Genomic DNA, 18,284 nt, shown 5'->3' on the forward strand with positions numbered 1-18,284 from the left:
TGCATTACTGCATGAATTATTTGCAGCATAAATCACGAGTCCCTCTCTACCTTATCGGCGAATGGCTGAAGCCTTTTCGATGTAGTGATATGATAAGAGTATTCATGTCCGGATTGTCTCTGGACTACCCACTTCAAAGGTTACAGTTATGATCATCGTTACCGGCGGCGCAGGCTTTATCGGCAGCAATATCGTTAAAGCACTGAATGACCAGGGCATTACCGACATTCTGGTCGTAGATAATCTGAAAGACGGCACCAAATTCATCAATCTGGTGGATTTGAACATTGCCGACTACATGGATAAAGAAGACTTTCTGATCCAGATTATGGCGGGCGAAGAGTTCGGCGATATCGACGCTATTTTCCATGAAGGCGCCTGCTCTTCCACCACGGAGTGGGATGGCAAGTACATGATGGATAACAACTATCAGTACTCAAAAGAGGTGCTTCACTACTGTCTGGAGCGTGAAATCCCGTTCCTGTACGCCTCTTCCGCGGCGACCTACGGCGGCCGCACCAGCGACTTTATCGAATCCCGCGAATACGAGCAGCCGCTCAACGTTTACGGCTACTCCAAGTTTCTGTTTGATGAATATGTCCGTCAGATCCTGCCGGAAGCGAACTCGCAGATCGTCGGCTTCCGCTATTTCAACGTCTACGGGCCGCGCGAAGGCCATAAAGGCAGCATGGCCAGCGTCGCTTTCCATCTGAATACTCAGCTGAATAATGGCGAAAGTCCGAAATTGTTTGAAGGCAGCGACGGCTTCAAGCGCGACTTCGTCTACGTCGGCGACGTCGCGGCGGTGAACCTGTGGTTCTGGGAAAACGGCGTATCCGGCATTTTCAACCTTGGCACCGGCCGCGCGGAGTCTTTCCAGGCTGTCGCAGACGCAACGCTGGCTTACCACCAGAAAGGCAGCATCGAGTACATTCCGTTCCCGGATAAGCTGAAAGGCCGCTATCAGGCGTTTACCCAGGCGGATCTGACAAACCTGCGCGCAGCGGGCTACGATAAACCGTTTAAGACCGTTGCCGAAGGCGTAACGGAATATATGGCCTGGCTGAACCGCGACGCGTAAGAAGCAAGCATGAAAATACTGGTGATTGGCCCGTCTTGGGTGGGCGACATGATGATGTCGCAAAGTCTTTATCGTACGCTCAGGGCGCGCTATCCCCAGGCGATCATCGACGTGATGGCGCCCGCATGGTGCCGTCCGCTGCTATCGCGCATGCCGGAAGTCAACGAAGCAATCCCGATGCCGCTCGGCCACGGCGCGCTGGAAATCGGGGAACGGCGTAAGCTTGGGCACAGCCTGCGCGAACGTCGCTACGATCGCGCTTATGTGCTGCCCAACTCGTTTAAATCGGCCCTCGTGCCGTTCTTTGCGGGAATACCGCATCGCACCGGCTGGCTCGGCGAGATGCGCTACGGCCTGCTGAACGATGCCCGCAAGCTGGATAAAGACGCCTGGCCGCTGATGGTCGAACGCTACGTCGGTCTGGCCTACGACAAAGGCGTGATGCGCTGCGCGAAAGATCTGCCGCAGCCGCTGCTCTGGCCGCAGCTGCAGGTACATGAAGGCGAAAAATCGCAGGCCTGTAGCGCGTTTAACCTCTCAGCCGAGCGCCCGCTCATCGGCTTCTGCCCCGGCGCAGAGTTCGGCCCGGCAAAACGCTGGCCGCACTATCACTACGCCGAACTGGCGAAACAGCTGATCGACGAAGGCTTTCAGATCGTGCTGTTTGGCTCCGCGAAAGATCACGAAGCGGGCAATGAAATCCTCGCCGCCCTCAATACCGAACAGCAGGCATGGTGCCGCAATCTGGCCGGGGAGACTCAACTTGAGCAGGCAGTCATTCTGATCGCCGCCTGTAAAGCGGTGGTCAGCAACGATTCCGGCCTGATGCACGTCGCCGCCGCGCTCGACCGTCCGCTGGTGGCGCTCTACGGGCCCAGCAGCCCGGACTTCACTCCACCTCTGTCGCACAAAGCGCGCGTGATCCGCCTGATCAGTGGCTACCACAAAGTGCGTAAAGGCGACGCCGCCGAAGGCTATCATCAGAGTTTGATCGACATTACGCCACAGCGCGTGCTGGAAGAATTAAACGACCTGTTGCTGAAAAAAACGGAACAAGAGGAAGACTAACGGATGCGGGTACTGATCGTAAAAACCTCGTCCATGGGCGACGTGCTGCACACGCTGCCCGCGCTGAGCGACGCCGCGCTGGCCTTTCCCGGCATTCGTTTCGACTGGGTGGTTGAGGAAGGCTTCGCGCAGATCCCCTCCTGGCATGAGACCGTCGACCGGGTCATCCCGGTAGCGATTCGCCGCTGGCGCAAGGCGTGGTTTTCCGCGCCGATCAAAGCCGAGCGTAAGGCTTTCCGCGACGCCGTACGGGCGGAAAAATATGACGCGATCATCGATGCTCAGGGGCTGGTGAAGAGCGCCGCGCTGGTCACCCGGCTGGCCCGCGGCGTGAAGCACGGTATGGACTGGCAAACCGCCCGCGAGCCGCTGGCCAGCCTGTTTTACAACCGTCGCCACCATATTGCTAAACAGCAGCACGCCGTTGAGCGCACCCGCGAGCTGTTCGCAAAAAGCCTCGGCTACGCGAAGCCGGAAACCCAGGGCGACTACGCGATCGCCCGCCATTTTTTGCGTCAGACTGACCCGTCCGCTGCGCCGTATCTGGTGTTCCTCCACGCCACGACGCGCGATGATAAGCACTGGCCGGAAGAGAACTGGCGGGCGCTTATCGCCCTGCTGACCGACAGCGGCGTACGCATCAAACTGCCGTGGGGCGCCCCCCATGAAGAGGCGCGGGCCAGGCGCCTGGCGGAGGGGCACGATTTTGTCGACGTCCTGCCGCGCATGAGCCTGGAGCAGGTAGCAGAGGTTCTGGCAGGCGCGCGCGGGGTGGTTTCCGTCGACACGGGGCTGAGCCATCTTACCGCCGCGCTCGATAAACCGAACTTCACGCTGTACGGTCCGACCGATCCGGGGCTGATTGGCGGCTACGGTAAAAATCAGTACGTGGTGCGCCCGGAAAGCGGCAGCAGCACGGGGGATATACCCGCCTCCCGGATTCGGCAACTGTTGAAATCTCAGGAACTGGCTTAATGGGTTCATTATTTAAGCAGATCTATCGCTACACGCATCGACGCGCCTATCGCCATAACGAAAATCTCTGGCCGTTTACCCACATCACGCGCGCGGCGAGCGGTGAAATCCGCACCCTGAAATACAAAGGGAAAACGGTGCCGCTGGTTAATCTCAGCGAACTGAAGGATAGCGCCCAGGGCGAGGTGCTGCTGACCGCCACCGGCCCCTCTACGCGCCGTATTGATTTCACGCGGCTGCCGAAAAGCGTTCCGGTGATGGGGGTGAATGGCGCCTGGCATCTCTCTGATAAAATTAAATTTTCGTTCTATACCATTGTCGATATGGTCTTTTACGATAAAAAGCCGGACGTGATTCGTTCAGTGATTAGCCAACCCGATCTCGTGCTCTTCACCACCATGCACGGTATCGCCAAAATCCTCGACCGCCACGGCGCAGAGCTTCGCTGTCGTTTGGCATTAATTGAAGACGCCTGTTATAAAATTTATCAGCCCAAAGTCGCCAAAAGCGCGATGCCGCAGGTCTGGAAAGGCGTTGCGGCTTTACGCTTTCACCCGCAGCGGCAGGATATTTGCTTTAGCACCGATATCCGCCAGGGCATTTTCGATGCCGGAACCGTGGTCTACTGGGCCCTGCAAATTCTGATGTGGCTGGGATTTAAAACCATTCTGATAAGCGGTCTGGATATGAGTAACTTCAACCAGCCGCGATTCTACGAAACGGAACAGGATAAACTCCCCTCCTGGCTGGCAAATAAGGTGGATGACCTGGTCATGCCGTCCTTTTCGCACGCTGCCAACGTGCTGCAACAAAACCATATTCGGGTCGTTAACTTCTCTTTAGAAAGCGCGGTTCCGGAAACGATTTTCGCAAAGGTTTCTTTTGATGAGTACTTTAAAAATAAGTAGTTACGCCAGACAGGGCTACACCATTTTCTTCACTTTGTTTCTGTTTTTTAGCGCTGTTTTTTGCGTATCAACCCGGACAAACAACCTTCTTCATTTATCTATCTTGCTGTTTTTGCTTTCACTGCTTAACCAGGTTAACCGTCAGGCAATAGCGGAAAGCATCCGCCAGCGGTGGCCGGTTTATAGCCTGCTGGTGATATTCTGCGTTTACTATGCCCTGAGCAACATTTGGGGGCAGACGCCTCAGCATATCGACTCGCCGCTGACGCACGGCGCCTATTTAATTTTTTATCTCCTGCTGCTAACTACCCTGCTGGGCGACACCCGAACCCGACATCTGGCGCTGCTGAGCGTCGTTGCCGGGATCACGGTGCTCTCCATCTGGACGATGGCGATCGATTTCACCCTGGTCCTCAAAGAGCGCCTGGTGTCACCGGGCAATCCCGGGCCGACCAACGTTATCGACCTCGCAGGCTATTGCGGTATCGGTATCCTTATTTGCGCGATGCTGCTGAAGGAGAAAGGCAGCCACCTGCTGTATGTGCCGATGGCCATCATGCTGGTTATGTTGTTTCTGACCCAAAGCCGCGGCCCGATTATCGCCCTGCTGGTGGCGTTTGTTTGCACCCTGCACCTGCACGTCTTTACCCGCCGCAATCTTTTGATTGTCGCCGCGTTAGCATTGGTTCTGGGCGCGCTTTTCCTCTTTACGCCAACGGGAGACCTGCTGCTGGCGCGCTTTGAAGAGCTGGGCACACAAAGCGGATTGCGCTTGAGTATCTGGCGCCATACGGTCCAGGAAGTAGCCAGCCAGCCGTGGCTGGGTCGTGGCTTTGACTACGAGCTCAACTTTACCAACTACAGCGGCGAGCATATCACCACCACCCACAGCGTCTATCTTGGCGCACTGCTGAAAGGCGGCATCATCGGCCTGGCGCTGCTGCTGGCGGTGATTGCCGGAGGGTTATGGCAGGCATGGCGTAAACAGCAGGATGGCCGCTACGGGCTGGCGATTTTTATCTATGCGCTGATTTTTATGGCTTCGCAGGGCATGTTTATCATCAGCAACCCTCGCGAAAGCTGGCCGCTGTTTTGGCTACCGCTGGGCATTGCGCTCAGCGGCGACCTGAAGGCGAAACGCTAAGACAAGGGCCCGCAGCGGGCCCTTTTTTACGCCTGCTGGCGGGCGGCGATCAGGGCATCCGCCTGGGCTTTGATCACCGGCCAGACCGCGTCAATGGTCATGTCGGCGACGTTAGTCTCTTCGCAGACAATTTGTCTGGCCTTGTCATAACCCGGCGCCCAGATGGTATAGCCTGGCAAACCGGTATCTTTGAGTTTACGTTTGTTGTAAACCGCCACCATGGGCTTGTCGAACGCGCGAGCAATATGCACGATGGCGGTATCCGCCGTAATCACCAGATCGCAGTGGCGAACAATCTCAACCGCTGAATTAATATTGCTATCAGGCAGATGCAGCGCCGTTTCCAGATTAAGCTGACGAATTTTCTCGCTATGCCCGACCATCACGACGCTGATTTTATAAGGGAGCGTATATAAGCGCTCAATCAGGGCAGAAACCTGATGACGGCAAAAGTCTTTATCCGTTGAGGCGGTAAACGGGTTTATGGCAATACAGAGCTGACTCCCCTTGTGCTGAGCCATCAGTGTTTTGACTTTTTCCCGCTCAAAAGCATCGCCGGGCAGATGATAGTGGTAATGAGGGTGTTCTATGCCAAATAGCCTGGCGACGGCTTTATAGCGGGCGGAAATATGGCTGCTGCTATCCAGAAAAGGGATGGAGTGATCGTAAAGTTTATATTCTTGTTTATTAAAACCGATAACACAGCCAGGCTGCAAATCAGCCAGCAGTTTAAAACGCTCGTAGGTTTTCACATCATCAAAATCAACAACCGCGTCAAATCCTGCCGCACGCAGTGCGTTTAACGGCATCCGCGGCTGATATAAATAGACCTGCTCAAGAAAATCCGCGCCGGCAAGCATCTGCTTACAGACCGGCCCGGTCAGCACAGAAACCTTATAGCCCCGATCGGCTAAAAGCTTTGCGCAGCCGGTCGTTACGACCATATCCCCAACTTTGTCATCCAGGCGCAATAATAAAACATGCTGAATCTTCGCGGAATTAAAGGGCTGGCGTGCGCTTTTATTTCTGTAACGATAGTTAATTAAATTAAACTTAATTTCGCGGAAGAAGGCATTTTTCTTCCGCGTAAACTGCTTCACGATACGCATACGGTACCTGGTTGTGATCTTTTATCGCTGTGTGAGTTTCTGTTGGTAATACTCCGCCAACGTCATTCCCTTCACCTGCGGCGCCAGCCAGCTGAAAAAAGCGTCCAGATCGGCATATAAGCGCTCGATATCCTGCTCGTTTTTAAACGTTGGGCTGCCGCCGGGCATGTACTCTGAAGAGTGGAGCATATATTCGACGTAGTCATTACCCTGAGTCAACGTTTGTTCGACCACTTTTTTCATCGTCTCAACGTTACCGCCCATCGGACGCAGCCAGTGTACCGACGGCGAGCGTACTTTGCCGCGCAGGCGATCGTAGCCCTGCTTCAGGCCATTCATCCAGGCGGAATGCTTGTACTGAATGCTCATAGGCACTTCCAGCAGCGATGATTGCCCTTCACGACGGATATCATTCTCGTCAAGAAAATAGGCGTGCTGCGGGAAATGACGATAATCGGTGCCGCCGTCGCCCTGCGGCGCGCCTTTCGCCGTCTTCCAGTTCACTCTCGGGGTAACCGAGCAATCCACCAGATAGCCATACTCCACCAGCAGACGCGCGTAGCGCTCATCAAACGCCCACCGCCCGGCGCGATGGCTGACCATTTTGGTTTGGAAGGTGTCCTCCAGCAAACGGGTCATATAGTCGACTTTTGCCCGCATCGCCGCATCGCTGTACTCGATCAAATACGGTTTATGTCGCCAGTCGTCATCGGTGAGCGGATCGGTCGGCGGGCTGTTCCACGCGTGGAGATGCATACCAATTTCCGCGGTACCCCGGGCGATCGTATCTTTGGCAAATTCGATATAAACCGGGTCGATAGCCATTTCATAGTTGGTCAACCAGACCGGTTTAAAACCATACTTTTCGCAAAGCTGCTGAAAACGCGGTAGATAGCGCGCATTCTCGGTGGTGATGCTGTCATGTTTTTGCCAGAGGTTATCACCCTCTGTATCAATCGTGATGAGAAATGCGGGTTTGTGCACGAAAACGTCCTCAGGCCATACGTATCGGGTCATGGTAGAGCAAGACAAGGCTTCTCTCAATCTATCTGATCCCCTAGAATCGGAGCCCTGACCCTGAATGAAGAACAGAGAATGACGCCTGAAACCCGCACTTCCGGCCGCGTGAACCCGGCGCGAATCCTGGTTATTAAGCTTCGCCATCATGGCGATATGTTATTGATAACGCCGCTTATTCATGCGCTTAAGCAGCAATATCCCGCCGCCTGCGTGGATGTGCTGCTTTATGAAGAAACGCGGGATATGCTCGCAGCGAATACGGATATCCGCCACATTTACGGCATTGACCGGCGCTGGAAAAAACAGGGCGCTGGCCATCAGCTGAAGATGGAGTGGCGGCTGATTCGCACGCTCCGCCAGCAGCGCTACGATATGGTGCTCAATCTTGCCGATCAGTGGCCCAGCGCGATCATCACCAAACTGACCGGGGCGGCCATCCGTATCGGCTTTGACTTTCCGAAGCGTCGCCACCCGGCCTGGCGTTTTTGCCATACCGCCCTCGCCTCAACCGAGCGGCATAACCAGCTGCATACCGTGCAGCAGAATCTGTCGATTCTGGCGCCGCTTGGACTGGATATTGCTGACGCGCCGGCGAAGATGGGCTACAGCGAGCAGGACTGGCGCGCCAGCCGCGCGCTGCTGCCGGAAGGATTTCAGGATAACTATATCGTCATTCAGCCGACCTCCCGCTGGTTCTTTAAGTGCTGGCGCGAAGCGCGAATGAGCGCCCTGATAAACGCGCTTTCTGAAGCAGGCTACCCGGTCGTGCTGACCTCCGGCCCTGACGCCAGAGAGAAGCAGATGATCGACACCATTATGGCGGGCTGCCCCGATGCTCGCCTGCACTCCCTCGCCGGGCTGCTCACCCTGCGCCAGCTGGCGTCCGTCATCGACCATGCCCGCCTGTTCATCGGCGTCGACTCGGTGCCGATGCATATGGCCGCCGCGCTCGGTACGCCGCTGGTGGCGCTATTCGGCCCCTCCAAGCTCACCTTCTGGCGTCCATGGCAGGCGCAGGGCGAGGTGATTTGGGCGGGTGATTTCGGATCGATTCCCGATCCTGACGACATTGATACCAACACCAACGAACGCTTTCTCGATTTAATCCCCACCGACGCGGTCATCGCGGCGGCGAAAAAGGTACTGGCATGAGTAAATTCAGGCTGGCTCTGGTACGCCAGAAGTATCGCCCGGACGGCGGTGCGGAGCGCTTTGTCTCCCGCGCGCTGGAAGCCCTCGACGACAGCGATCTTGAACTGAACGTCATCACCCGCGAGTGGCAGGGGCCGGTGAAGCCCGAGTGGAACATCCACATCTGCAATCCGCGCAAGTGGGGGCGGATCAGCCGCGAGCGTGGGTTTGCCGACGCCGCCCGCCAGCTCTGGCAGCGCGAAGCCTTCGATCTGGTGCAAAGCCATGAGCGTATACCCGGCTGCGACCTGTACCGCGCCGGAGACGGCGTACACCGCCGCTGGCTGCAGCAGCGTTCGCGCATTTTGCCCGGCTGGAAAAGCCGCCTGCTGTTTGCCGACCGCTACCATCGCTATGTGATGCAGGCCGAGCGCGACATGTACCAGGACTCGCACCTGCGCGGCGTTATCTGCAACGCGGAGATGATTAAACGCGAGATTATTGAAGACTTCGGCCTGCCGGCGGAAAAAATTCACGTCATCTATAACGCTATTGATAACCAGCGTTTTCTGCCGCCGACGGAAGAAGCCTTTACCGCGCTGCGCGCCAAATGGAATCTGCCGATCCAGGCAACCTGCCTGATTTACGTCGGCTCCGGCTTTGAGCGCAAGGGGCTGGATGCGGCGATCCGCGCCATCGCGCCGACCAACCGCTATCTTCTGGTGGTGGGCAAAGATAAAGAGCAGAGTCGCTATCAGCAGCTGGCGAAAACGCTGAACTGCGAGGAACGGGTGCGCTTTTTCGGCATGCAGTCGGAAACCCTGCCATTCTATCAGATGGCCGACGCCCTGCTGCTGCCGACGCTTTACGATCCGTTCCCCAACGTCATTCTCGAAGCGATGGCCTGCGGCCTGCCGGTGATTACGACTACCGGCTGCGGCGGCGCGGAGTTTATCGTTCAGGGCAGCAACGGCTACGTTTGCGATGCGCTGGATATCCCGGCCCTGCAGGAGTCGGTTAACGCCCTGCCTGCTCGGGCTTTGGGTTCTGCAGAAGGCCAGCGCGCCCGCGAGCGGATCATGACCTGCACCAGCGAACGGCTCTCGGCACAGCTGCTCTCCCTCTATCAGGATTTGGTGAAATAACGATGCGCATACTGTTTGTTATCGACGGCCTGCCCGGCGGCGGCGCGGAAAAAGTCGTGCTGACGCTGGCAGCGCATTTTATCAGCCAGGGTGAACAGGTATCGCTTTTTTCCCTACGCGATGTCTGCGAGTATCCGCTACCGGCGGGGCTGGATTATCAGGTCATCGCCGACCGCTGCCGCAAACCCTGGCGCAAACTCACCGAGCTATCCCGGCGCGCGCGCCAGCTTGATGCGGCAATCGAGAAAGCAGAACAGCAGGGCCGTTTCGATCTGGTGCTATCCAATCTACATAAAACCGACCGCATCGTCTCCCGCAGCCGCCTGCTGAACGGGCGCAACGTCTGGTTCTGCCTGCACGGCGTGTTCTCCACGTCCTATCTCGGACACCGCAGCGGTTTTAACCGCTGGATGAAAAAGCAGAAGATCGGGCGCGTTTATCAGGGACGCAATGTCGTTACCGTCTCCGATGCGGTCGGTCAAGACCTGGTCGAGCAGTTCGCCATTCGCCCCGCCCAGCTGAAAACGATTTATAACCCGTTTGATATCGCCGCCCTGCGCGCCGCGGCCGAAGAGCCCAGCCAGCGCCCCGACGGCGACTATATTATCCACGTCGGCCGCTTTCACCCCGGCAAACGCCACGACCGCCTGATTGAGGCCTATGCGCAAAGCGGTATCGACGCGCCGCTGGTGCTGCTGGGGCAGGGCAAACCGGAACAAGAGCAGCGCCTGCGCCAGCTGGCGCAGCAGCTACAGGTTGCCGATCGCGTCCTGTTTAAAGGCTTCCAGAAAAACCCGCTGCCGTGGATCAAAGGCGCGCGGATGCTGGTCCTCAGCTCCGATAGCGAAGGCTTTGGCAACGTGGTGGTTGAGGCGCTGCTGCTGGATACGCCGGTCGCCAGCACCCGCTGCCCGGGCGGCGTGACCGAGATCCTCACCGGCGAGCTGTCGCGCGGCCTGGCGGATCTCAACAGCCCGGCGCTGGCTCAGACGATGCAAAGCATTTACCATAGCCCGCCGGCCATCGACGCAGCGGCGCTGGAGAAGTTCAGCGTGGCATCGATTTGTCAGCAGTATCGTCAGCTGCGCAGCGCCTGACGCCGTTATTCAACCAGGATCGAATGAGTTATGAGTCAAACGCCTTTACTAAGCATCGTAGCCGCCGTCTATAACGGCGAAAAATTCCTTGCGCAATTCTTTGAGTGCCTTGAGCAACAGCAGCTGGAAAGCTATGAACTGATCCTGGTGAACGACGGGTCGACGGACGGCAGCCTTGCGGTTATCGACCAGTGGAAAGAGCGCCTGCAAAGCGTGCTCGTGCTGGAGCAGGAAAACCAGGGCGTGTCGGTGGCGCGCAATACCGGCCTCGCCGCGGCGACCGGTAAGTACCTGACCTTCCCGGATATCGACGATAAGCTTTACCCGGGCATGTACCGTACGCTTCTGGAGATGGCGGAAAAGGGCAATCTTGACGTCGCCACCTGCAACGGCCGCTACGTCTACGAGACGAAAAAAGATATCCATCCTATTTTTCCGCTGGACCGGCTGCAGTCGACGGGCGTTTTGCCCGGCCACGTCTGGTTAAAGCAGGCGCTGGATTCTCGTAAGTTCCTGCATGTCACCTGGCTCAATATCTACCGCCGCGAGTTTATCGCCAGCCACCACTTCCATTTTGAGCCTGGCCTGCGCCATCAGGATATTCCCTGGACCACCGAAGTGCTGCTGGCGGCAGAACGCGTGCAGTACACCAGCGAACAGTTCTACGACTACTATATTCACTCGGAATCGGTATCGCATAAGCCGGACAACGACGACACGCTGATGCGTTCAGCGCGCCACTACATGAAGATTCTGGAGATGCTGGACGCCATCAACCAGCGCTATCCGGACAAGGTTCGCGATATTTCCGCCTGCCGCTGGCAGATCGCCAAAGAGGGGCTGGGAATTATTCATACCTTCGATAGCATGAAAGATGAGTCAAAAAAGCATATTATCATTAAAGAGTTTTTCGACCGCGGCATCTGGCGCCTGATCTGGAAAAACGCCCGTACGTTCCGTCTACGCTGGCGTCTTGGACGCCGCTATCTGCGCATCAAGCGCTATCGCGACGCGGCTTAATACTGAATCCCTTAGTTTCCGCCAAAGAGATAGCTTTACGCGGGTTAAATGCTTAGAATTTGCCCGCAAAAACATAAATACGGATAAATCGCTTGGAATTGCTTTATACCGCCCTACTTTACCTCATTCAGCCGCTGGTGTGGCTGCGACTGCTGTTACGCAGCCGTAAGGCCCCTGCCTATCGTAAACGCTGGAAGGAACGTTATGGCTTCTGCCAGAACAAGGTAGAACCGGGTGGCATCCTGCTGCATTCCGTTTCCGTTGGCGAAACCCTGGCGGCGATTCCGCTGGTGCGCGCGCTACGCCACCGTTACCCCTATCTGCCAATCACCGTCACCACCATGACGCCAACTGGCTCTGAACGCGCCATGTCCGCTTTCGGCAAAGACGTGCATCACGTCTATCTGCCTTACGATCTGCCCGGCGCGATGAACCGCTTCTTCAACACCGTTCAGCCGAAGCTGGTTATCGTCATGGAAACCGAACTCTGGCCGAACATGGTCGCCACGCTGCACAAGCGTAAAATCCCGCTGGTGATCGCCAACGCCCGCCTCTCCGAACGCTCGGCGAAAGGCTATGCCAAACTGGGGAAATTTATGCGTCGGCTGCTAAGCCGCATTACCCTTATCGCCGCGCAGAACGAAGAAGACGCTAGCCGCTTTATCGCCCTTGGCCTGAAACGCAATCAGCTGGCGGTCACCGGCAGCCTGAAGTTTGATATTTCGGTCACGCCGGAGCTGGCGGCTCGCGCCATCACCCTACGCCGCCAGTGGGCGCCCCACCGCCAGGTGTGGATTGCCACCAGCACCCACGACGGCGAAGAACAAATTATTCTTCAGGCGCATAAAAAGCTGCTCGAGCGTTTCCCCAACCTGCTGCTGATCCTTGTCCCTCGCCATCCGGAGCGCTTCAGCGACGCCCGCGAGATGGTACAGAAAGCGGGAATGAGCTACACCCTGCGCAGCACCGGCGAAATCCCGTCGAACAGTACCCAGGTGGTGATTGGCGATACCATGGGCGAGCTGATGCTGCTGTACGGTATTGCCGACCTCGCGTTTGTCGGCGGCAGCCTGGTAGAACGCGGCGGCCATAACCCGCTGGAGCCCGCCGCCCATGCGATACCGGTACTGATGGGTCCGTACACGTTCAACTTCAAAGATATCTGCGCCAAGCTGCAGCAGGACGATGGACTGATTACCGTCACCGACGCCGACTCGCTGGTAACGCAGGTGTCTAACCTGCTAACCGATGAAGATTACCGTCTGTGGTACGGCCGTCACGCGGTGGAAGTTCTGCACCAAAACCAGGGCGCGCTCTCCCGTCTGCTACAGTTACTACAACCCTACCTGCCGCAGCGGAGCCACTAATGTCGCCTCGCCTCTCGGTCGTGATGATCGCCAAAAACGCGGCGGATCTGCTGCCTGATTGTCTGGCCTCGGTAAGCTGGGCCGATGAGATAGTGCTGCTGGATTCCGGCAGCAACGACAATACCGTCGAACTCGCCCGCAGCCAGGGCGTTCAGGTACATATCAACCGCGACTGGCAGGGCTACGGCATTCAGCGCCAGCGCGCCCAGGCCTACGCCACCGGCGACTACGTGCTGATGATCGATACCGACGAGCGCGTGACCCCGGAGCTTGAGCAGTCCATCCGCAGCGTGCTGGCCGCGCCGCAAACCGGCGCGATATACAGCATCGCCCGGCGCAACTATTTCCTTGGCCGCTTTATGCGCCACAGCGGATGGTACCCCGACCGCGTGATGCGCCTGTACGAACGCGACCGTTACCGCTATAACGATAATCTGGTCCACGAATCTCTCGACGCCCAGGGCGCGCTGGTTATCGAACTCGCGGGCGACCTGCTGCATCTGACCTGCCGCGATTTTTCCGGCTTTCAGCAAAAGCAGCTGGCCTACGCCGCCGCCTGGGCGCAGGAGCGCCATCAAAGAGGGAAGAAGACCTCGCTGGCCGCTATCTTCGGCCATACGCTGGGCGCTTTTGTTAAAACGCTGCTGCTGCGCGGGGGCATTCTGGATGGGAAACAAGGTTGGCTGCTGGCGGTGGTCAACGCGCAATATACGTTTAATAAATACACCGAGCTGTGGGCCCTGAGCCGCGGCTACTCGGAGAAAGTGTCATTATGAGCACAAAAGCGATCTATCCGGGAACCTTCGACCCTATCACCAACGGCCATATCGATATCGTCACCCGCGCGGCCAGCATGTTCGATAAAGTGCTGCTGGCTATCGCCGCCAGCCCGAGCAAAAAGCCGATGTTCACTCTCGACGAGCGCATCGCGCTGGCCACCCAGGCAACGGCGCATCTGGTCAACGTTGAGGTTATTGGCTTCAGCGATTTAATGGCCAACTTCGCCCGCGCGCAGCAGGCGAATATTTTAATTCGCGGCCTGCGGGCGGTGGCGGATTTTGAATATGAGATGCAGCTAGCGCATATGAACCGTCATTTGATGCCGACGCTGGAGAGCGTGTTTCTGATGCCGTGCAAAGAGTGGTCGTTTATCTCCTCTTCGCTGGTAAAAGAAGTGGCGCGCCACCAGGGCGATGTCTCTCACTTTCTGCCGGCAAACGTTCACCAGGCGCTACTGAAGAAGCTGTAGTAAAGTTTTTTACCCATGCACTCCCCCGCTCGCGCTGCGCTTAGCCGCCCTGTAGCCCGGCTAAGCGCAGCGCGAGCCGGGTTCACGGTAACCCCCGCACTTTACTTCTGACACTGGCGGCAATAAAACGTCGCCCGCTGGGCGTGCTTACTGCCGATAACCGGCGTCCCGCAAATGCGGCACGGCTCGCCCTTGCGGCCATACACCTGCAGCTCTTGGGCAAAGTAGCCCGGTTTACCGTCGCTTTGCAGGAAATCTTTCAGCGTCGTCCCGCCCTGTTCGATGGAGCGCAGCAGGACCAGCTTAATCACTTTCACCAGCTGCTCGCACTCCTCCCGCGATAGAGAAGAAGCCAGCCTGTCGGGATGAATGCCCGCCGAAAAGAGCGATTCGCTGGCGTAGATATTGCCCACCCCGACCACCAGCTTATTATCCATTAGCCAGGGCTTAATCGCGGTTTTCTTCTTCGCGCACTTCGCCTGCAGATAATCGGCGTTGAACTCATCGCTCAGCGGCTCCGGCCCCAGATGCGCCAGCACCGGATGGCCTTGCAGCTCTTTAGTCCACAGCCAGGCGCCAAAGCGGCGCGGATCGGTATAGCGCAGGACCTTGCCGTTACTCATCACCAGGTCTACGTGATCGTGTTTTTCCGCGGGCAGCTCTTCGCTGAGGATACGCAGGCTGCCGGACATGCCGAGGTGGACGATAATCCAGCCGTCGGGCAGCTCCAGCAGCAGATATTTAGCACGGCGGCGTACGCTGAGCACCGGAACGTCGCTCAGACGATAGATCTCTTCAGAAACGGGCCAGCGCAGGCGCCCGTTGCGCACAACGGCGTGCAGGATGGTGGCTCCCACCAGGTGCGGCTCAATGCCGCGGCGACTGGTTTCTACTTCAGGTAATTCAGGCATATTTTTCTCATGTTAAAACAGCAGGCGCCCCTATTTTACCTCTTTCAGGAGGTAACGAAGCGTTTAGTGCTGAAAATTCACTCGGATAGTTATTCTCCTGCCGTCAGGCTGCGGCTTGAATTTCCAGCGCCAAAACATATCGATCGCCCGTGCATCATACTCTTCCACTTCGCTGCTTTTGCTCACCAGCACCAGCGTCGGAGCGCCATTTTTATCAATATCAACACTCAGCTCAGCGCGTTTGTCTCCTTGCGCCTGCGGCGTCTTCCATTCAACGTTGAAGAAAGACGCGAACACCTCATTCCGATCGATATCAACCGCCATACTCACCGGAAAGTCACCGGCAACAATGGTTTCATGACGGTCCAGCATTTTGCTCGCCGGTAAGACGTCTCCAGCCTTTGCGGTATCTTCACCTTTCGCTCTTTCCCCGAGGATATCGACATAATCCGCGTACACTTTTGCTGAAAGAATCGCATTACGTTCACCCATGCCAACCCGCATCAGCAGCTTAGTTTTGATATCGGCTAATTTCTGCTCGGTATCCGCGACGAGGGGCTGTAGCAACAGGGAATAGATCATCGCACCAATGTACAGCTCGGGGTCACGCTCGGCCCACAGACTACCCCAGGCCATCCATACCTGCGGGTCTTCCGGAGCCAGCGCCAGCAGCTGTGCCCACGTTGCCCGATTCTCTTCAAAAGAAGCAAAGCTCTTTCGCAGCGCCAGATCCTTCAATAGCGGCGCGTAGTACGGATGCGTATCAACCAGGGCCTCCATCGCCTCGGTCATTTCAGTGAAGGCTTCCATTCGGCCTTTGGTACTTTTATCCCGCTTTTTGAAGTAGACGAGCTGCAAATTTCGCGCCTCTTCCGCGCTGAGCTTCTTCTGCGGAAAGAGCGCTTTCATCCGGGTGAATTGCGCGGTCATCTCTTGCGCGGCAGTTTCCATCCCGGCTTTATTATGCCGGGCCGCCAGCCGGGCGATACGCATCGCCCGTGTTTCCATCTCCCGATAGTGTTCCTCAGGAGGCAGACGATCGCTGATAAACGTCACTGGTATCAGCAAACGCCTTCCCTGCGGGTTAGCGTGAAAACGCCACTGCTGCGCGTAGTGCAGCGCAGCCTTATCAAACTCTGGAACGCCGCTACTGCATTCAACCACCACGTTTAACAGATCGCCGCTAACGTGAGTATCCACCGAGAGCACCGTCGTCGCCGACTTGATAAATTTATATATCGCCGGATAGAGCATCGGAGACAACGTCTCTTTGGCGATTCCATATCTTTCGGCCTCAATACTCACGTGTCCGGGAAAGCGCTCGTTAACCGGGCTGACGCTATGCACAGGGCCTTGTTTAAACAGGATCGGTTTCGATAAAGGCAGTACCTTACCAGCCTCACCCTTTTCCGAGGCATAGCTGTCCAGTGGCAAATCGCAGGGATGGCTCTGCATTCTGGCCCGCAGAATTTGCAGGATTTGCCGATCTTCTGCCGGCATTTGCGCGATATACTCCTCTAACCGCTGCTGTAGCGCAGGCTGGCGCGGGCTATCCTTCAGGCCCTCCGCCATCAATAATCCGCTGGTGATGCTTTGCGTAAGCGGCTGAAACTGCGAATTTCGCACCCGCTCATCATCCCGGGACTGAATCAGCGCTAATGCCCAACCCAGCCAGGCGTCAGGGTTTTCCGGCACAATAGCGATTGCCCGACGAAACGCGCTTTCAGCCAGCGATTTATTGGCATCCGTGGCCAGCGTCAGGACGGCCGCAGCCAGCGTCAGATCGCCACGGTCCGGCATCCAGGACAAATAATCATCCACCTTCGGAAGGGCTTTTGCCTCTTGCTCAGGATAGCCCAATGCCTGTTGCCAGAACGCATCGGCAGCGGCGGCATCTTCTTCACTCCAGCCAAGCGGCAGCTCCGCCAGCGGTCTTTTCTGCGCGAGAAATTGCTCAATAATCTGATGCTGATTAAACGGCTCTCCGCCCAGGGTTATCTGAATAAAACGGGCATGGCGATCATAGAGAAATCCCTGCCAGGCGGGTGATTCCAGCTGATTCATACTGTGCCAGCGCCGCTGGTTCTGCTCGCCGATGGGGACATTGAATAACGTGATCCCCACGACAAAAACAACCTGCGCCACGGCGGCTGCCAGATAACCTTTATTACGCTGGGTAACCCCCACCCACATCAGGGCGGAAAAATAGAGCATTCCCCCCAGCCACAGGCCATAGAGATATACACGCTGGGGGTCGTTGAGCACCGCAGGTAAAAGCGAAAGCTTATCCACCAACATAAAGGGTGCAGACCAGAGAAAGAGCACCATATTCGGCGCGACAAAAAGCGCAATCAAAGACAAGATAACCAGCAGGTATTTTAACTTCGGCGTAATCATTTATGGCTTACTCCGAAAAATCGCCAGCAACCCCATCACGGTTATCCAGACAAAAATCAGGATTAACGCCGCGTTATCGTACCAGGCATGCCAGGGACCGCTCAGTTGGGTAAAATTGCGCGCTAATATGGCCATCACCAGCGTACTAATAAGAGCCAGGGCGCCATGCCATACAAACGAAGGGACTTTGCCGCGAATATTGCGCCACAGCAGCGTTAACGGCCCCGGCACGGCTGGCTGCCGAGGAACCGCGGCGGCTGACGCCGCATGAGGCTGCCGTTTTACAGGCGCAGGACGCGGGCGAATGGTTTGCGTCCTTTTATGCAGCTTCGCCTGTTTTACCCCCTCAGTAAGCTGTTTTTCACGCGCGCAGACCAGGCACGGCATTCCGGCGAAATGCTGATGCTTCTGACTACAGAGAATAATTTTTTGCGTGCTGCGTAGCGCATAAGGACGCAGCACCTGCGCCCATTCATCGGCGGAAGGACGTCGGGAGGCTGAATCGCTAAAAGCACGATCGAACAGCTTACGTAGCTCGAGCGGCAAGAGATGGTGAGTGCTGGCCGGTACCGGAGAGATACTGTTTGCGGCATCAATGCCGTAGGCGTAGCAGCCCACGGCAATACGCCCTGATAAATCATCAGGCACCTTCGCCGTTTGTG

17 protein-coding genes are annotated in these 18,284 nt (G+C 56.8%); 12 read left to right on the plus strand and 5 right to left on the minus strand.

Going from position 1 to position 18,284, the window contains the following annotated elements; translation table 11 throughout:
* The first annotated feature begins 148 nt into the window (after positions 1-148).
* The 5 genes from rfaD to IYV58_RS26560 are packed head-to-tail and all read left to right on the plus strand — an operon-like array spanning position 149 to position 5,176.
* Positions 149-1,081: an ADP-glyceromanno-heptose 6-epimerase gene (gene rfaD, locus IYV58_RS26540; protein WP_004126603.1), complete on the plus strand. Its 933-nt coding sequence runs from the start codon at positions 149-151 to the stop codon at positions 1,079-1,081.
* A 9-nt stretch (positions 1,082-1,090) separates the two neighbouring features.
* Positions 1,091-2,149 (plus strand): ADP-heptose--LPS heptosyltransferase RfaF, encoded by a 1,059-nt coding sequence (rfaF, locus tag IYV58_RS26545; RefSeq protein WP_195729338.1) that lies wholly within the window; start codon positions 1,091-1,093, stop codon positions 2,147-2,149.
* 3 nt (positions 2,150-2,152) lie between these two features.
* On the plus strand, positions 2,153-3,124 hold the full coding sequence (gene rfaC / locus IYV58_RS26550) for a lipopolysaccharide heptosyltransferase RfaC (RefSeq protein ID WP_004126608.1): 972 nt from the start codon (positions 2,153-2,155) through the stop codon (positions 3,122-3,124).
* Positions 3,124-4,032 carry a hypothetical protein gene (locus IYV58_RS26555; protein ID WP_004126611.1) on the plus strand — a complete coding sequence of 303 codons (909 nt, stop codon included), beginning with the start codon at positions 3,124-3,126 and terminating at the stop codon, positions 4,030-4,032. The genes rfaC and IYV58_RS26555 overlap by 1 nt, the downstream gene beginning before the upstream one ends.
* Entirely contained in the window at positions 4,010-5,176 is a 1,167-nt protein-coding gene (locus IYV58_RS26560) for an O-antigen ligase family protein (RefSeq protein ID WP_195729339.1), read from the plus strand. The genes IYV58_RS26555 and IYV58_RS26560 overlap by 23 nt, the downstream gene beginning before the upstream one ends.
* Before the next feature lie 26 nt (positions 5,177-5,202).
* Here the strand turns inward: IYV58_RS26560 and IYV58_RS26565 are convergent, their stop codons facing one another.
* Together IYV58_RS26565 and IYV58_RS26570 are read right to left on the minus strand one after the other, a co-directional pair.
* A complete protein-coding gene (locus tag IYV58_RS26565) occupies positions 5,203-6,285 on the minus strand; it encodes a glycosyltransferase family 9 protein (protein ID WP_004126617.1) in 1,083 nt (360 codons plus the stop codon).
* Positions 6,286-6,306: 21 nt separating this feature from the next.
* Positions 6,307-7,269 (minus strand): polysaccharide deacetylase family protein, encoded by a 963-nt coding sequence (locus IYV58_RS26570; RefSeq protein WP_195729340.1) that lies wholly within the window; start codon positions 7,267-7,269, stop codon positions 6,307-6,309.
* A 111-nt stretch (positions 7,270-7,380) separates the two neighbouring features.
* Between IYV58_RS26570 and rfaQ the strand changes: the two genes are divergently transcribed.
* From rfaQ to coaD, 7 genes are all read left to right on the plus strand, one after another.
* Positions 7,381-8,457 carry a putative lipopolysaccharide heptosyltransferase III gene (gene rfaQ, locus IYV58_RS26575; protein ID WP_049115843.1) on the plus strand — a complete coding sequence of 359 codons (1,077 nt, stop codon included), beginning with the start codon at positions 7,381-7,383 and terminating at the stop codon, positions 8,455-8,457.
* A complete protein-coding gene (locus IYV58_RS26580) occupies positions 8,454-9,581 on the plus strand; it encodes a glycosyltransferase family 4 protein (protein ID WP_004126625.1) in 1,128 nt (375 codons plus the stop codon). The genes rfaQ and IYV58_RS26580 overlap by 4 nt, the downstream gene beginning before the upstream one ends.
* Positions 9,582-9,583: 2 nt before the next feature.
* Positions 9,584-10,678, plus strand: a complete 1,095-nt coding sequence (locus tag IYV58_RS26585) for a glycosyltransferase (protein WP_112166040.1) — start codon at positions 9,584-9,586, stop codon at positions 10,676-10,678.
* Positions 10,679-10,708: 30 nt separating this feature from the next.
* Complete coding sequence (locus tag IYV58_RS26590) at positions 10,709-11,698, plus strand: glycosyltransferase (protein ID WP_172879829.1); 990 nt, start codon at positions 10,709-10,711, stop codon at positions 11,696-11,698.
* Positions 11,699-11,790: 92 nt separating this feature from the next.
* Positions 11,791-13,065 carry a lipid IV(A) 3-deoxy-D-manno-octulosonic acid transferase gene (waaA, locus tag IYV58_RS26595; protein WP_004126633.1) on the plus strand — a complete coding sequence of 425 codons (1,275 nt, stop codon included), beginning with the start codon at positions 11,791-11,793 and terminating at the stop codon, positions 13,063-13,065.
* Positions 13,065-13,841 (plus strand): glycosyltransferase family 2 protein, encoded by a 777-nt coding sequence (locus tag IYV58_RS26600; protein WP_049115847.1) that lies wholly within the window; start codon positions 13,065-13,067, stop codon positions 13,839-13,841. Before waaA ends, IYV58_RS26600 begins: the two co-directional genes overlap by 1 nt.
* Positions 13,838-14,314 (plus strand): pantetheine-phosphate adenylyltransferase, encoded by a 477-nt coding sequence (gene coaD / locus IYV58_RS26605; RefSeq protein ID WP_004106901.1) that lies wholly within the window; start codon positions 13,838-13,840, stop codon positions 14,312-14,314. Before IYV58_RS26600 ends, coaD begins: the two co-directional genes overlap by 4 nt.
* 101 nt (positions 14,315-14,415) lie before the next feature.
* Here coaD and mutM read toward each other — a convergent pair whose 3' ends face one another.
* From mutM to IYV58_RS28420, 3 genes are all read right to left on the minus strand, one after another.
* Positions 14,416-15,225 carry a bifunctional DNA-formamidopyrimidine glycosylase/DNA-(apurinic or apyrimidinic site) lyase gene (gene mutM, locus IYV58_RS26610; protein ID WP_049112648.1) on the minus strand — a complete coding sequence of 270 codons (810 nt, stop codon included), beginning with the start codon at positions 15,223-15,225 and terminating at the stop codon, positions 14,416-14,418.
* Between the two features lie 63 nt (positions 15,226-15,288).
* Positions 15,289-17,622: a TonB family protein gene (locus tag IYV58_RS26615; RefSeq protein WP_195729341.1), complete on the minus strand. Its 2,334-nt coding sequence runs from the start codon at positions 17,620-17,622 to the stop codon at positions 15,289-15,291.
* Complete coding sequence (locus IYV58_RS28420; RefSeq protein WP_227676874.1) at positions 17,623-18,270, minus strand: hypothetical protein; 648 nt, start codon at positions 18,268-18,270, stop codon at positions 17,623-17,625.
* Positions 18,271-18,284: the final 14 nt, after the last annotated feature.

The organism is Klebsiella sp. BDA134-6 (genome assembly GCF_015601345.1).
Taxonomy (GTDB): Bacteria; Pseudomonadota; Gammaproteobacteria; order Enterobacterales; family Enterobacteriaceae; genus Klebsiella; species Klebsiella grimontii.

What these genes read in the sequence shown, in the direction of transcription:
- rfaD (WP_004126603.1), top strand. Translation starts at nt 149, where the DNA reads ATGATCATCGTTACCGGCGGCGCAGGCTTTATCGGCAGCAATATCGTT.
- rfaF (WP_195729338.1), top strand. Translation starts at nt 1,091, where the DNA reads ATGAAAATACTGGTGATTGGCCCGTCTTGGGTGGGCGACATGATGATG.
- rfaC (WP_004126608.1), top strand. Translation starts at nt 2,153, where the DNA reads ATGCGGGTACTGATCGTAAAAACCTCGTCCATGGGCGACGTGCTGCAC.
- IYV58_RS26555 (WP_004126611.1), top strand. Translation starts at nt 3,124, where the DNA reads ATGGGTTCATTATTTAAGCAGATCTATCGCTACACGCATCGACGCGCC.
- IYV58_RS26560 (WP_195729339.1), top strand. Translation starts at nt 4,010, where the DNA reads ATGAGTACTTTAAAAATAAGTAGTTACGCCAGACAGGGCTACACCATT.
- IYV58_RS26565 (WP_004126617.1), bottom strand. Translation starts at nt 6,285, where the DNA reads ATGCGTATCGTGAAGCAGTTTACGCGGAAGAAAAATGCCTTCTTCCGC.
- rfaQ (WP_049115843.1), top strand. Translation starts at nt 7,381, where the DNA reads ATGACGCCTGAAACCCGCACTTCCGGCCGCGTGAACCCGGCGCGAATC.
- IYV58_RS26580 (WP_004126625.1), top strand. Translation starts at nt 8,454, where the DNA reads ATGAGTAAATTCAGGCTGGCTCTGGTACGCCAGAAGTATCGCCCGGAC.
- IYV58_RS26585 (WP_112166040.1), top strand. Translation starts at nt 9,584, where the DNA reads ATGCGCATACTGTTTGTTATCGACGGCCTGCCCGGCGGCGGCGCGGAA.
- IYV58_RS26590 (WP_172879829.1), top strand. Translation starts at nt 10,709, where the DNA reads ATGAGTCAAACGCCTTTACTAAGCATCGTAGCCGCCGTCTATAACGGC.
- IYV58_RS26600 (WP_049115847.1), top strand. Translation starts at nt 13,065, where the DNA reads ATGTCGCCTCGCCTCTCGGTCGTGATGATCGCCAAAAACGCGGCGGAT.
- coaD (WP_004106901.1), top strand. Translation starts at nt 13,838, where the DNA reads ATGAGCACAAAAGCGATCTATCCGGGAACCTTCGACCCTATCACCAAC.
- mutM (WP_049112648.1), bottom strand. Translation starts at nt 15,225, where the DNA reads ATGCCTGAATTACCTGAAGTAGAAACCAGTCGCCGCGGCATTGAGCCG.
- IYV58_RS26615 (WP_195729341.1), bottom strand. Translation starts at nt 17,622, where the DNA reads ATGATTACGCCGAAGTTAAAATACCTGCTGGTTATCTTGTCTTTGATT.